Raw genomic sequence first — 12,435 nt, 5'->3', positions numbered from 1 at the left:
GCCGTGGAAGCGGGCCGTCCGTGCGCGTACTTCCCCCGCAGTACGTGGGAGATCGTCCCCGCGAGGGATGGCTTCATATACCCCTCCCCGGCATCGTGAAGGTGTCCGAAGGCAACCCGGGCCGAGGGGTGAGGTGGGGCAATGCTGGCGATCGACGTCTACGTGCCGAAGGGCGTGCTGAACGAGGAGGAACGCCAGGCGCTGGGGCGCCGGCTCATCGACGCGCTCATGCAGGAGGACGACAGCCACGCCGTCGAGGTGCTCGACGCGCAGCGCCTGATCACGCAGGTGCTCGTCCACGAGCCCGCCACCTGGGTGCTCGGCCGGCGGCCGGCGGCCGATCCCGCCGACCCGCCCCGCTACCTGGTACGCGTGACCGTCCCGGCCTCGTGGCGCAAGGAGATGTGCGAGTACGCGGTGACCATCGTCACCGACGCCCTGGCCGAGACCGAGCGGGCGGCCGGTCGCGACCCCGAACGCCTGCGGCGCGAGCCCCATGCCGTGGTCCTGCTCGACGGCGTCGCGGAGGGCGGCATCGGGTTCTTCGGCAAGGTCATGAGCAGCATGGACCTCACCGAGTTCGTCTCACGCGACTACCGCGACCGCGAGCCCGACCCCGTGACGCGGACCCGGGCGCACGAACAGCGGGCTCAGGAGCGCGAGCAGCTGATCGACCCGATCTGCGGCATGGGCGTGGAACTCGACGACTCCACCCTCACCCTCGTCCACAACGGCACCCTGTACGGCTTCTGCCACGGCCTGTGCCGGCGGGCCTTCGCCGACGAGCACGGCCTGCCGCTCGGCAGGGAACATTCTCCCGCCGAGTGACCCCGTTCACGCCGGCTTGTCCCAGACCAGCAGGTAGCGGCGCAGCAGCAGGCGGCGGAAGCGGCAGCCGGGCAGCTCGCGGCGGGCCTGGCGGCCGGTCTCGCCCCAGGAGAGGGTGGGGTCCATGGCCGGGACGCGCCGCCCGGGGCCGGTCTTGGGGCCGTAACGCAGGCGCAGCGCGCGGGAGGCGACCTGGCCGGCGCCGCTGATGATCCAGTCGAGGGGCGAGCGGTTCCTGGCCAGGCCGATGACGACCAGCCGCCCGCCCGGCGCCAGGAGCCCGGCCATGGCCCGGACGGCGCGGCCGAACTCGGCGTGGTGGAGGACGGCGACGGCGCTGACGAAGTCGTACTTGCCCTCCGGGAGCAGGCCGCGCGGGTCGTCGAGATAGTCCGCCGTGACGAACTCGACGTTGTCGAGACCCCCGTGGCGCTCGCAGGCCAGGGCGATCGCCTCGGCGGAGCGGTCGGCGGCGGTCACGTACGGGACGTGCGCGGCCAGCTTGCTCGCGAGCAGGCCGTCACCGCAGCCGAGGTCGAGCGCCCGCTGACAGCCCGCAGGCAGGAGCCTGATGACCAGGCTCTGGTAGTGCACGTTGTGGTTCCAGTAGGGCTCGGACACGCGATCACCCTAGCGCCGGCCGTCCCTTTTGTAGCGATTTTCCGGGAGCTGGGTCAGGGTGCTCCGGCCCCGGGCTCGGCCTGCTGCCGGTACATCACTTCGAACAGGTGACCACCCTTGATCAGGACCGACGCCTCGACCGGCCGCCCGCCATCACTGCGGACCACCCGGAACTGCCTGATGACCGGCACGTCCGCCGGCAGGTCGAGCATGACGACCTCTTCGGTGCGGGGTTGCCGCACCGAGACACGATCCTCGAACGTCCGCTCAGGGAAGCCCAGGCCGGCGAGCGCTCTCGGGGCTCCACCGCTGATCCTTGCGCGCGCGGCCAGGGGAGTCCCCTCGGCGATGGACAGGGGGTAGTAGGACCACGAGAGCTCGATCGGGTCGCCGGCGTGCAGCATGATGCGGTGCCGCTCCACGCAGCGCTCGCCGTCCCGCAGGCCGAGCGCGTGCGCCACGTCGGCCGGGGGCGCCACCTCGCCCACGTGCAGGAGGTCGTAGCTGTAGCCGCCCGGCTCGGGAGTCTTGTACGCGGTGGCGGTGACGATGAAGGGTTGCCGCCGGCGTACGAACACGCCCTTGCCCGGCCGGCCTTCCAGGAAGCGTTCGTCCTTCAGGAGCTTCATCGCCCCCTGGATGGTCGCGGGGGCGCATTCGTACTGCTCCGCGAGCTGGGGCGTCGAGGGCAGTTGCGCACCGGCGGGCAGGAGCCCGGACATGATCTGCGCCCGCAGGTCCGCCGCCACCTGCTGGTGTCGAGGCCGGCTGTCGGTCCGTCTCGCCACTTTCAGCCTTCCTCGTGTTCGTATCGCAGCTCGCGCCCCTCGGCGACCATCGTCATCACGGTGCTCTCGTACGGGGTGCCGGCTTCGTCGTGGCTGACGCGACGGAGCACCAGCACCCAGTCCGTCGGGCCGAGGCGGAGCAGGTCGCGCTCCGTCGCCGTGGCCGGCCGGGCACTCACCGTCTCCTCGACCCTGCGCGCCCGGTGGCCCAGGTCGGCGAGCAGCCGCACCGCACCGCCACGGATCTTGCCTGGCTGAGCCAGTGGCGTGCCGCGAGCGATGGAGACCGGGTAGTAGGAATCGGCCAGCTCGATCGGCACGCCGTCCAGCAGCACCAGGCGACGCCGCACCACCACGTGCCGCTCGCCCTCGATGCCCAGGTCGCGGGCGATGTCGTCGGGCGCCGTGATCTCGCCGACCTCCCGCAGCTCGTTCGTGCCCACGTGCCCCCGCCGCGCGGCCTCCTCACTCCACGCATCGGCCGCCCCTTCCCGCCCGGGCCGGACGTAGGGGGCTGAGGTGTCGATCCAGCCTGCCGGGTCCATCGCTCCCACCTCTCCGGGTTCGGCGCCATTGTGCCCGCCGCAGGACCTTCAGGAAACGAACGTCCCCCGGCCGTGGACGACGATCAGCAGGTTGCGCCCGGCCAGTTCCTTGATAGCGCGGCGGACGGTCACGCGGGATACGCCGTATTGGCTCGCCATTTCGAGCTCAGTGGGCATCCGTGCGCCTGAAGCGAGGCGTCCAGAGGTGATCTCGGCTTCTACGTCTTCCATGACCTGCTGCCAGACGAGCTTCGGCCCGTTGTGGTCGATGCGGTCGCTTTTATCCTGCAAAGACATAAGACGACACTAGGGGACGACCAACCTGCTATGACTCTCGGCTACCTTTTGTAAGGTCACCTAAGGTCCTATGATGTATTCTCGTGACGCACCGGCCACGAAGAGTTGTGGCTGAGTCGCGACCGACGCAAAATCGCGCTCGGTGCCTGACCTTCAGGAAAGGACGATCACTTGACGGATCTGTACGGCAGTGACCTCGGTGAGGTGCCGTTCACCAGGCTGTGTGGCGGGAATCAGCAGAACGAGGACGGCGAGAGCTGTGTCCTGATCGCCCCGATCCCCGGCGTATCGGATGCCTTCGCGGTGCGTGACTCGAAGAACCCGGACGCCGGGACCCTCCGTTTCACCGGTGACGAGCTTCGCGCGGCCGGAGTCGCCACTATCTGAGCGTCACCCCCGAAGGACGGCGGTCCCTGCCTGATCCAAGCAGACAGGGGCCGCCATCCCCCTGGACTCTACGGGAGCGCCCGACCATGCATTGGCACGCCTACCAGTGGACCGGCCCGGGAGCCGAGCGCGGCGAGGAGGCCGGACGCCGGCCGAGCTCGCCCGACTTCCCCTCCTCGCTGCTGCCGCCGATGCGCACCGGCGACTGGCTGGCCAAGCCCGCCTCCCGCATCGCCGCCACCTTCGACGAGCCCGGCCGGGCCGCCGGCTGGATGGCCGCCGAGTACGCCAAGGCCCGCGACGCCCTGCTCCGGCCGGAAGGCGTGCCGCTGGAGGAGCGGGTGGAGACCGCCGCCGACCTGCTGGCCCGAGGGGTGGACGCGCAATGGGGCGAATGGCTGCAAGGCGGCCGGTTCGCCACCATCGGCGTGGTCTGCTGCCCCAACCGACACGTCACCCACCCCTGCCCGATACGTCGTCCCTCCGGCTGACCCACCCGCCCGCGAACCCCCGCCGGGTCCGCCGTCCCGCTGGCTGACCCATCGCCCGGTACGCCGGCGCCCGGCTGACCCACCCGTCCGGGACCCCTGCCCCGCCCGGAGAAACGTACGTCACGACCCCATGGGAGGTCGGCATGAGCACCGAGGACTTCCACGGCCCGCACCCCGAGCCCCCGAAGGAGGGACACGCCCGGATCGACTGGTCCCGCCCGGCGGGCAGGTCGGTCACCGTCCGGGTCCGCGCCCACACCTGCGACCACGAACCCACCTCCTACGAGCTGTGCGCGGCGGGCGGCCTGGCCCACATCCGCCGCACCGACAGAACGGCCAAGGGCACCCGCGTCAGCGAGAGCCCGTGGATGCGCCCCACGGAGGCCGAGCGCCTGTGGAACGCCCTCCTGGAAGGAGACGCCCGGTAGCCGCTCTGCAAACCTGTCGTCCTGGGTGCGGCGTGTGCGCGGTGGCCCGGTTCTGAGCCGGTTCGAAGGGCTGCTGTCTCGCCGGTCCCGGGGGAGGCGGGCCGCGTGCGGGCCGGGGCGGCATCCTTCGGATGGAGGATGCCGGGTGCACGATCGGGCGATGCCGCCCGGCGCGACGGCGCGCGAGGCTCGGGGCATGACGGTGATCGAGGTCGAGGACCTCAGCAAGAGTTACGGGGACACCCGCGCCGTGGACGGGGTGACGTTCGCGGTGAAGAGAGGCGAGACGTTCGGCGTGCTGGGGCACAACGGCGCGGGCAAGACCACCACGGTGGAATGCCTGGTCGGGCTGCGCAGGCCGGACCGGGGCCGGGTGCGCGTGCTGGGCGAGGACCCGGCGCGCCGCCGCCGGGCCGTCGCCCGGCGCATGGGGGTGCAACTGCAGGAGGGCGAGCTGCCCGACCGCATGAGGGTGGCCGAGGCGATGCGCGTGTTCGCCACCCTGTACGACCGGCCCGGCGACTGGCGGGAGGTGATGGAGCGCTGGGACCTCGGCCACCTCGGCGGCAAGGCGTACGGTGACCTGTCCGGCGGCCAGAAGCAGCGGCTCAAGCTCGCGCTGGCCCTGGTCGGCGGGCCGGAGCTGGTGGTGCTCGACGAGCTGACCACCGGCCTCGACCCCGTGGCCAGGCGCGAGACGTGGACGCTCATCGGCGACCTCAAGGCGTCCGGCACCACGGTGGTGCTCGTGAGCCACTTCATGGACGAGGCCGAGGAGCTGTGCGACCGGGTCGCGGTGTTCCGGCGGGGCCGGATCGCGGCGCTCGGCACGCCGCGCGAGCTCACCGGCCGGACGGGCACCGGCTCCCTGGAGGAGGCCTACCTGGCACTGGCGGAGGAGCGGCGATGAGAGCCTTCAGGAGTTTGTCGGGGTCGGAGCTGCGGTTGCTGTTCAGGGACCCCGGCAGCCTGTTCTTCATGGTGGCGTTCCCGGCCATGCTGCTCGTGCTCAACAGCGGCTCGGACGACCTGGAGATCTTCGTGCCGGGGTACCTGGCGATGATCCTGGCCATCGGCGGCATCGCCACCCTGCCGGCGGTCATGGGCACCTACCGGGAGCGCAAGGTGCTGCGCCGCCTGGCCACCACCCCCGTCTCCCCGCTCGTGCTGCTCACCGGGCAGATCGCGGCGCAGCTCGTGATGGGCCTGGCCGGCGCGGTGATCGTGGGCGGCGTGGCGGTGCTCGGGTTCGGGGTGGCGCCGCCCGCGCACCCGGCCGCGCTGGCGCTGGCCTTCGTGCTGTCCGCGCTGATGTGCTACGCCATCGGGTTCGTGATCGCCGCCGTCGCGCCCCGCGCCCGTACGGCGGAGCTGATCGGGCTGCTCGTCATGTTCCCGATGATCTTCCTGGCCGGGGCCGCCATCCCGCGCGAGGGCCTGGCAGGGGAGCTGCGCGAGATGGGGGAGTATCTCCCGCTGACCCAGGCTGTGACCGCGCTCCGGGATAGCTGGGCCGGAACCCCGTCAATCACTACCTTTCTTCTCATTTCCGGGATAATCATCCTCGGCACCGCCCTGGCGGTCGCGTTGTTCCGCTGGGAGTGATCGATGGACGAGGCAGGCTGGGTGCGCATCTTCCACCTGCTCTTCTACACCTGCCTCGGGGTCGCGACGGCGATCGCGCTCCTGGAGAACGGGCCCGACCCCGCCGTGCTCGCCCTGGCCGCCCTCATGGCCGGCTGGTACGCCTTCTTCGTCGCGCGCCGGCCCCCCGCCCTCCTCGAACGGCTCAACCCCATGGCCTGGCACCTGCTGGTGCTGATCGTGCTCGACTTCGTGCTCGTCAGGCTGCACGACGCGTACGAGATGATGCTGTTCGGCCTGGTCCCGCTGCCCTACCTGCTGCTGCCCGGCCGATGGGGCTACGCCGGCGCGATGCTGCTCGTGCTGTCGTCCGCCCTGGCCGGCGGGGTGGCGGAGGCGCTGCCCGAGAACCCCGCCGTGCTGGGCTTCCTGGTGGGCAACACCACGCTGGCGACGATCATGGGGGTGTTCGCCAGGCACCTCATCAGGCACAGCGAGCAGAGCCGCGTCGTGGGCGCGCTGGAGGAGCGGGCCCGGCTGGCCAGGGAGATCCACGACACCCTCGCCCAGGGCTTCAGCGGCATCATCGCCCAGCTCGAAGCGGCCGAGCAGGGCGGCGACGACCCGGAGACGGTGCGCAAGCGCATCTCGGCGGCCAAGAGGCTGGCCCGCGACAGCCTCAACGAGGCCAGGCGCTCGGTGGACGCGCTGCGCCCCGAGCCGCTGGAACGCGCCCGGCTGGACCAGGCGCTGGCGGGCGTCGCCGAGCGCTGGTCGGCCGCGACCGGCGTGCCCGCGACGCTCTCCGTGGACGGCGAGCCGCGCCGGCTGCCCGAGGAGGCGGAGATCACGCTGCTGCGCGCGGCCCAGGAAGGGCTGGCGAACGTGGCCAGGCACGCCCGGGCCGGCCGCGTCGTCCTGACCCTGTCGTACATGGACGAGGAGGTCACCCTGGACGTGCTCGACGACGGCACGGGCTTCGACCCGGCCGCCCCGGCGAGCGGGTACGGGCTGGTCGCCATGCGCGAGCGGGCCGCCCGCTCCGGCGGTACGGTGACCGTGGAATCGGCACCGGGGGAAGGGACCGCGTTGTGCGTGAGCATCCCGTGCGTCTGATGATCGTCGACGACCATCCCGTGGTCCGCGACGGGCTGCGCGGCATCTTCGACGGCGTGCCCGGCATCGAGGTGGTCGCCGAGGCGGGCGACGGGCACGAGGCGCTGGCCATGGCCAGGGCGACCGCGCCCGACGTGGTGCTGATGGACCTGCGCATGCCGGGGCTCGACGGGGTGGGCGCGGTGGAGCGGCTGGCCGTCGATCATCCGGAGATCCGGGTCGTGGTGCTGACCACGTACGACACCGACGCGGACGTGTCGCGGGCGCTGGCCGCCGGGGTGGCGGGCTACCTGCTCAAGGACGCGCCGCGCGAGGAGCTCCAGGCGGCCGTGCGCACGGCGGCGGCCGGCGGGCGGGTGCTGGCGCAGCGGATCACCTCGCAGCTCATCGACCACCTCGCGCCCAGGAGGACCCCGGCGGCGGCGCCCAGCCCCCGGGAGCTGGAGGTGTTGCGGCTCATCGCGCGCGGGGCCGCGAACAAGGAGGTCGCGCGGGCGCTGCTGATCAGCGAGACCACGGTCAAGACCCACCTCAAGCACGTCTTCGCCAAGCTCGGCGTGGACAACCGGGCGGCGGCCGTGGTCGCCGCGATGGAACGCCGCCTCATCTGGGTGCCGCTCGTGACGGGGTGCCGCTCGTGACGGGGTGCCGCTCGTGACGGGGTGCCGCTCGTGACGGGGTGCCGCTCGTGACGGGGTGCCGCTCCCGGCGGGGTGCCGCCTGTGGCGGGTGCCGCCTGCGCCGGAACGCCGCCTCGTCCGGCAAGTCGCGCGGGGGCGGCGACCCGACGCCGCCCCCGCGCGGGATCAGGAGAGGACGACGTCCTCGTAGCGGGCCTTCATCGTGGCCACGACCTCGTCGGGATCGGCGGCCCAGACGTCGGCGTTGAAGATCTCCACCTCGACGTCCCCGGCGTACCCGGCGGCCAGGACCGCCCGCGTGATCGGCGCGAAGTCGATCACCCCGTCGCCCATCATGCCCCGCCCGAGCAGCACGTCGGCCGGCAGCGGGTGCAGGTAGTCGCACACCTGGTAGGAGGCGATCCGGCTCCCGGCCCGCGCGATGTCGGCGAACAGGCTCGGGTCCCACCACACGTGGAAGGTGTCCACCACCACGCCGACCTGCTCCTCCGGGTACGGCAGGCTCAGGTCGAGCGCCTGGCCCAGCGTGGACAGCACCGCGCGGTCCGGGCAGTAGATCGGGTGCAGCGGCTCCAGGGCCAGCTTGACCCCGCGCTCCCCGGCGTACGGGGCCAGCTCCGCCAGCGCCTCGGCCACCCGCTCACGAGCCCCGGCCAGGTCGCGGGTGAAGCCGGAGGCGGGCAGCGCCTCGCCGGGCCTGACCCCGGGCAGCCCGCCCACCACCAGCACCAGGCAGGCGGCTGCCAGCTCGGCCGCCTCGTCGATGGCCCGCCGGTTGTCCTCCAGCGCGCGCGCGAAGGCCGTGCGGCCCTCCTCGCCCGGCAGGCCGCCCGCGGTGAGGAAGCCGCCCCGGCACAACGACGACACCCGCAGCCCGGCCGCCCGCACGAGCTTGACGCTCTCCGCCAGCCCCGTCTCGGCGACCTTCTCCCGCCACAGCCCGATCGCCTCCAGGCCGTGCCGTACGCAGCCGTCCACGGCGTCGGGCAGCGACCACTGCCGCGTCGTCCACTGGTTGAGCGACAGGCTCACAGCCCGTTCACCTCCAGCAGCGCCTTCATGCGGCGCACGGCCAGCTCCTGGTCGGCCAGCAGCCCGGCCTGGTCGGCCAGGCGGAACACCTCCGCCAGGTGCGTCAGCGAGCGCGCCGACTGCGCCCCGTTGACCATGGCGAACGCGTCCTGGTGGCCGTTGAGCCAGGCCAGGAAGACGATGCCGGTCTTGTAGTTGTACGTCGGCGTCTCGAAGATCTTGCGCGACAGCGGCACGGTCGGGGCGAGGATCTGGTCGTACTCGGCCAGCAGCCGCTCCCTGCCCTCGTCCGTGCAGGACGCCTCGGCCGCGTCCAGCACCTGCAGCGCCGCCGCCGCGGCCGGGGCGATGGCGTCGAAGATGCCCAGCAGCGCGTGCGAGCCCGACTTGATCAGCGACGGATAGTTGAAGTCGTCACCGGTGTAGAGCCTGACGCCCTCGGGCAGCGCCGCGCGCAGGCCGACCTCGTGCGCCTCGTCCAGCAGCGACACCTTCACGCCGTCCACCATCGAGGCGTGCGCGTGGATCAGCTCCAGGAACGACTCCGTGGCCGCGGCCACGTCGCGCGAGCCCCAGTAGCCGGCCAGGTTCGGGTCGAACATCTCGCCCAGCCAGTGCAGGATCACCGGGCGGTCGGCCAGGCCGAACAGCTTGCCGTAGACGTGGTGGTAGTCCCGGGGACCGGTGGCCACCCTGGCGAGCTGGCGGGAGGCCATGACGATCACGCCGGCGCCGGCGGACTGCACGGTCTCGATCTGCTCGGCGTACGCGGCGGTGATCGCGTCCAGGTCGCCGGCGTCGGGGGCGTGGTCGGTGCCCGCGCCGCAGGCCACCAGCGTGGCCGGGTCGCCGTACGAGCGGGCCTCGGCGGCGCTGCGCCTGATCAGCTCCCTGGTCGCGGCCCAGTCCAGGCCCATGTTGCGCTGGGCGGTGTCCATGGCGTCGGCCACGCGCAGGCCGTGCGACCACAGGTGGCGGCGGAAGCGCAGGGTGGCCTCCCAGTCCACGGCGGCGGGGGAGCCGGGCGTGTTGTCGCCGAGGGGGTCGGCCACCACGTGCGCGGCCGCGTACACGATGCGGCTGGCCGCGGGCGTCTCGATGACCGGCCAGGTCACCGGCTCCCGCAGCGGGTAGGACCCGAAGCCGGGCAGGTCGATCCTCACAGCTGCGGCACCTCGATCCGGCGGCCCTCGGCGTTGGAGCGCAGGCCCAGCTCGGCGAGCTGCACGCCGCGCGCGCCCGAGGCGAAGTCGTTCGGGAACGGCGCGTCCTCCAGCACGTGGCGGACGAACGCCTCCCACTGGATCTTGAAGCCGTTGTCGAACTCGGCGTTGTCCGGCACCTCCTGCCAGCCGTCGCGGAAGCGCGCCGTGGCGGGCAGGTCGGGGTTCCAGACCGGCTTGGGGGTGGCCGAGCGGTGCTGGACACGGCAGTTGCGCAGGCCCGCCACGGCGCTGCCGTGCGTGCCGTCCACCTGGAACTCCACCAGCTCGTCGCGGTTGACGCGGACGGTCCAGGAGGAGTTGATCTGGGCGACGATACCGCCCGCCAGCTCGAAGATCCCGTACGCGGCGTCGTCGGCGGTGGCGGCGTACTCCTTGCCGTGCTCGTCCACGCGGGTGGGAATGTGCGTCACGGCCCGGGCGTAGACCGACTCGACCCGGCCGAACAGGTTCTCCATCACGTAGTGCCAGTGCGGGAACATGTCGAGCACGATGCCGCCGCCGTCCTCGGCGCGGTAGTTCCACGACGGGCGCTGCGCCTCCTGCCAGTCGCCCTCGAACACCCAGTAGCCGAACTCGCCGCGCACCGACAGGATGCGGCCGAAGAAGCCGCCGTCGATGAGCCGCTTCAGCTTGAGCAGGCCGGGCAGGAAGAGCTTGTCCTGCACGACGCCGTTCTTGACGCCCTTGGCGGCGGCGGCCTCGGCCAGTTCGAGCGCCTCCTGCGTCGACTCGGCCGTCGGCTTCTCGGCGTAGACGTGCTTGCCGGCCTCGATGGCCTTGAGCACCGCCTTCACCCGGGCGCTGGTGACCTGGGCGTCGAAGTAGATCAGGTTGCCGTCGTCGGCGAGGGCCGCGTCGAGGTCCGTGGTGAAATCCGAAATGTCATGCTTTGCCGCGATATCTGCAAGCTTGTCGGCGTTGCGGCCGACCAGGACGGGCTTGAGCTTGACCCTGGAGCCGTCGGAGAGCGTGACGCCGCCCTGCTCGTTGATGGCCAGGACGGAACGGACCAGGTGCTGGCGGTAGCCCATCCGCCCGGTGACGCCGTTCATCACGACGCCGATGGTGCGCACGCTCATGAGGATCCCTTCAGGCACAAGGTGTGGAAAGCGCTTTCCCGAACGGTACGGCCGGGCCACCGAGGGCGTCAAGTAGCACGTTCCTCAGGTGGGCCTGCCGTGCGGGGCGGGAAGCCGGGCGGGCTCAGGGCTCGCCGCGGGCCTCCAGCCTGGCCAGGGCCTTGGCGATGGGGCGGGCGGTCAGGGAGAGCTGCCACTCGCGGGCGCCGAGCTCGCGCAGCCTGGCGGTCACGCTCTCGTCGTCGATCTCGGCGGGCGGCTCCCACGTCAGCCTGCGTACGGCGTCGGGCTGCAGCAGGTTCTCGGTGGGCATGTGGTGCTCGTCGGCCAGCGCGGCGACCACGGCGCGGGCCGCGGCCAGGCGCTTGGCGGCGGCCGGGTCGCGGTCGGCCCAGCGGTTGGGCGGCGGCGGGCCGTCGCCGGGGGTGCTGGGCTGGGGGAGCTGGTGGTCGGGCAGGTTCCTGGCCCGGGCGACGGCGGCGAGCCAGTCGCTCATGTGCCTGCGCGCACTTCGCCCGGTGAATGCCGAAATTTCGGTCAATGCCTTTTTCGTACGCGGGCCTTCCAGCGCGGCGGTGACGATCGCCGCGTCCGGCAGCACCCGCCCGGGGGCGAGGTCGGCCTCGCGGGCGATGCGGTCGCGCATGGTCCACAACTCGCGCACGATGGCCAGGGCCCGGACGTTGCGCACCTTGTGGATGCCCGACGTGCGCCGCCACGGGTCGGAGCGCGGCGCCGGCGGCGGGGTGTTGAGCACGGCCGCGAACTCCTCGCGCGCCCACTCCAGCTTCCCGCTCTCGACCAGCTCCTGGTGGAGCACGTCGCGCAGCTCGACCAGCACCTCCACGTCGAGCGCGGCGTAGCGGAGCCAGTCTTCCGGCAGGGGCCTGGTGGACCAGTCGGCCGCCGAATGCCCCTTCTCCAGCCGCAGGCCGAGCACGGTCTCGACCATCGTGCCGAGCCCGACCCGCTCGTAGCCGAGCAGCCGGCCGGCCAGCTCGGTGTCGAACATCTCGCGCGGCCTGAACCCCACCTCCATCAGGCACGGCAGGTCCTGCGAGGCGGCGTGCAGCACGATCTCGGTCCCGGCCAGGGCCTGGTCGAGCGCGGACAGGTCGGGGCAGCCGATCGGATCGATCAGCGCGGTGCCGGCCCCCTCCCTGCGCAGCTGCACGAGGTAGGCGCGGTTGCCGTAGCGGTAACCGGAGGCGCGCTCGGCGTCCACCGCGACGGGGCCGCTGCCCGCGGCGAACCTCTCCACCGCCCTGGCCAGCCCGTCGGCGTCGGCGATGACCGGAGGTATGCCTTCGCGCGGTTCCAGCAGCGGCTCCACGATGCGTTCTTCTGTCATGAGTTCACCGACCTCATGACG

16 protein-coding genes are annotated in these 12,435 nt (G+C 72.3%); 8 read left to right on the top strand and 8 right to left on the bottom strand.

What is annotated here, in order from left to right:
- Window positions 1-141: 141 nt before the first annotated feature.
- A complete protein-coding gene (locus IO39_RS00205) occupies window positions 142-828 on the top strand; it encodes a hypothetical protein (RefSeq protein ID WP_043613918.1) in 687 nt (228 codons plus the stop codon).
- A 6-nt stretch (window positions 829-834) separates the two neighbouring features.
- On the opposite strand, the gene IO39_RS00200 is transcribed toward IO39_RS00205, so the two are convergent.
- Genes IO39_RS00200 through IO39_RS00185 form a run of 4 tightly spaced genes read right to left on the bottom strand, consistent with a single transcriptional unit; the run spans window position 835 to window position 3,079 of the window.
- Complete coding sequence (locus IO39_RS00200) at window positions 835-1,449, bottom strand: class I SAM-dependent methyltransferase (RefSeq protein ID WP_043613915.1); 615 nt, start codon at window positions 1,447-1,449, stop codon at window positions 835-837.
- A gap of 53 nt (window positions 1,450-1,502) precedes the next feature.
- Window positions 1,503-2,237: a GntR family transcriptional regulator gene (locus IO39_RS00195; protein WP_043613913.1), complete on the bottom strand. Its 735-nt coding sequence runs from the start codon at window positions 2,235-2,237 to the stop codon at window positions 1,503-1,505.
- Between the two features lie 2 nt (window positions 2,238-2,239).
- Window positions 2,240-2,782, bottom strand: coding sequence for a UTRA domain-containing protein (locus IO39_RS00190; protein ID WP_043613911.1), 543 nt, complete (start codon window positions 2,780-2,782; stop codon window positions 2,240-2,242).
- Between the two features lie 48 nt (window positions 2,783-2,830).
- Window positions 2,831-3,079, bottom strand: coding sequence for a GntR family transcriptional regulator (locus IO39_RS00185; protein WP_043614645.1), 249 nt, complete (start codon window positions 3,077-3,079; stop codon window positions 2,831-2,833).
- A 171-nt stretch (window positions 3,080-3,250) separates the two neighbouring features.
- Between IO39_RS00185 and IO39_RS00180 the strand changes: the two genes are divergently transcribed.
- The 7 genes from IO39_RS00180 (at window position 3,251) to IO39_RS00150 (ending at window position 7,726) form a co-directional block, all read left to right on the top strand.
- Window positions 3,251-3,466 carry a DUF397 domain-containing protein gene (locus IO39_RS00180; protein WP_043613910.1) on the top strand — a complete coding sequence of 72 codons (216 nt, stop codon included), beginning with the start codon at window positions 3,251-3,253 and terminating at the stop codon, window positions 3,464-3,466.
- An 86-nt stretch (window positions 3,467-3,552) separates the two neighbouring features.
- Window positions 3,553-3,957 (top strand): hypothetical protein, encoded by a 405-nt coding sequence (locus IO39_RS53985; protein WP_043613908.1) that lies wholly within the window; start codon window positions 3,553-3,555, stop codon window positions 3,955-3,957.
- Window positions 3,958-4,100: 143 nt separating this feature from the next.
- Window positions 4,101-4,385, top strand: coding sequence for a hypothetical protein (locus tag IO39_RS00170; RefSeq protein ID WP_043613905.1), 285 nt, complete (start codon window positions 4,101-4,103; stop codon window positions 4,383-4,385).
- A 145-nt stretch (window positions 4,386-4,530) separates the two neighbouring features.
- Complete coding sequence (locus IO39_RS00165; protein ID WP_245641739.1) at window positions 4,531-5,295, top strand: ABC transporter ATP-binding protein; 765 nt, start codon at window positions 4,531-4,533, stop codon at window positions 5,293-5,295.
- Window positions 5,292-5,990 carry an ABC transporter permease gene (locus tag IO39_RS00160; protein WP_043613902.1) on the top strand — a complete coding sequence of 233 codons (699 nt, stop codon included), beginning with the start codon at window positions 5,292-5,294 and terminating at the stop codon, window positions 5,988-5,990. The genes IO39_RS00165 and IO39_RS00160 overlap by 4 nt, the downstream gene beginning before the upstream one ends.
- Before the next feature lie 3 nt (window positions 5,991-5,993).
- Window positions 5,994-7,085 (top strand): sensor histidine kinase, encoded by a 1,092-nt coding sequence (locus IO39_RS00155; RefSeq protein ID WP_043613899.1) that lies wholly within the window; start codon window positions 5,994-5,996, stop codon window positions 7,083-7,085.
- Window positions 7,061-7,726, top strand: a complete 666-nt coding sequence (locus IO39_RS00150; RefSeq protein WP_245641738.1) for a response regulator — start codon at window positions 7,061-7,063, stop codon at window positions 7,724-7,726. The genes IO39_RS00155 and IO39_RS00150 overlap by 25 nt, the downstream gene beginning before the upstream one ends.
- 165 nt (window positions 7,727-7,891) lie before the next feature.
- On the opposite strand, the gene IO39_RS00145 is transcribed toward IO39_RS00150, so the two are convergent.
- The 4 genes from IO39_RS00145 to IO39_RS00130 form a co-directional block, all read right to left on the bottom strand.
- A complete protein-coding gene (locus tag IO39_RS00145; RefSeq protein ID WP_043613893.1) occupies window positions 7,892-8,758 on the bottom strand; it encodes a sugar phosphate isomerase/epimerase family protein in 867 nt (288 codons plus the stop codon).
- Window positions 8,755-9,921, bottom strand: coding sequence for a dihydrodipicolinate synthase family protein (locus tag IO39_RS00140; RefSeq protein WP_043613890.1), 1,167 nt, complete (start codon window positions 9,919-9,921; stop codon window positions 8,755-8,757). Before IO39_RS00140 ends, IO39_RS00145 begins: the two co-directional genes overlap by 4 nt.
- Window positions 9,918-11,063 carry a Gfo/Idh/MocA family protein gene (locus IO39_RS00135; protein WP_043613887.1) on the bottom strand — a complete coding sequence of 382 codons (1,146 nt, stop codon included), beginning with the start codon at window positions 11,061-11,063 and terminating at the stop codon, window positions 9,918-9,920. Before IO39_RS00135 ends, IO39_RS00140 begins: the two co-directional genes overlap by 4 nt.
- Before the next feature lie 124 nt (window positions 11,064-11,187).
- Window positions 11,188-12,414: a ribonuclease D gene (locus tag IO39_RS00130; RefSeq protein ID WP_043613883.1), complete on the bottom strand. Its 1,227-nt coding sequence runs from the start codon at window positions 12,412-12,414 to the stop codon at window positions 11,188-11,190.
- Window positions 12,415-12,435: the final 21 nt, after the last annotated feature.

The sequence above is a fragment of the Nonomuraea candida genome (assembly GCF_000725485.1).
GTDB classification, from domain to species: domain Bacteria; phylum Actinomycetota; class Actinomycetes; order Streptosporangiales; family Streptosporangiaceae; genus Nonomuraea; species Nonomuraea candida.
This window is presented reverse-complemented; position numbering and strand designations above follow the sequence as displayed.